A 543-nucleotide genomic window follows, 5' to 3' on the forward strand; every position below is an offset into this window, starting at 1 on the left:
ACGGTGTGGAACACGGTGCCCGCACTGCTGGACATGCTCCTCATCGCCGCACCGCCCGGCACCCTCACCGGGCTGCGGCTGGCGATGGTCTCCGGCGACTGGGTCGGCCTCGACCTTTCCGGGCGGCTGGCCGAGCAGGCCCCCGCCGCCCGGCTGGTCGCCCTCGGCGGCGCGACGGAGGCCGCGATCTGGTCGAACTTCTGCCCCGTTCCCGAGAAGGTGCCCGCCGAGTGGGTGTCGGTGCCGTACGGGCGGCCGTTGACGAACCAGTGTTTCCGGGTGGTGGACGGCCGGGGCCGGGACTGTCCCGACTGGGTGGCGGGGGAGTTGTGGATCGGCGGCGAAGGGGTCGCTCTGGGGTATCGGGGTGATCCGGAGACGACGGCGGCCCGGTTCGTGGAGCGGGACGGGATGCGCTGGTACCGGACCGGGGATCTGGGCCGGTACTGGCCGGACGGGACGTTGGAGTTCCTGGGCCGGGTGGATCACCAGGTCAAGGTGCGCGGGCACCGGATCGAGCTGGGCGAGGTGGAGGCCGCCCTG

The 543-nt window shown here is 72.9% G+C and carries 1 protein-coding gene; it reads left to right on the forward strand.

The annotated features are described in order from the left end of the window. Positions 1–543 (forward strand): AMP-binding protein (locus tag CXR44_RS38725; protein ID WP_144070261.1); only part of this gene is annotated, 543 nt, incomplete at both ends.

It is taken from the genome of Nonomuraea indica (genome assembly GCF_002850745.1).
Taxonomy (GTDB): Bacteria; Actinomycetota; Actinomycetes; order Streptosporangiales; family Streptosporangiaceae; genus Nonomuraea; species Nonomuraea indica.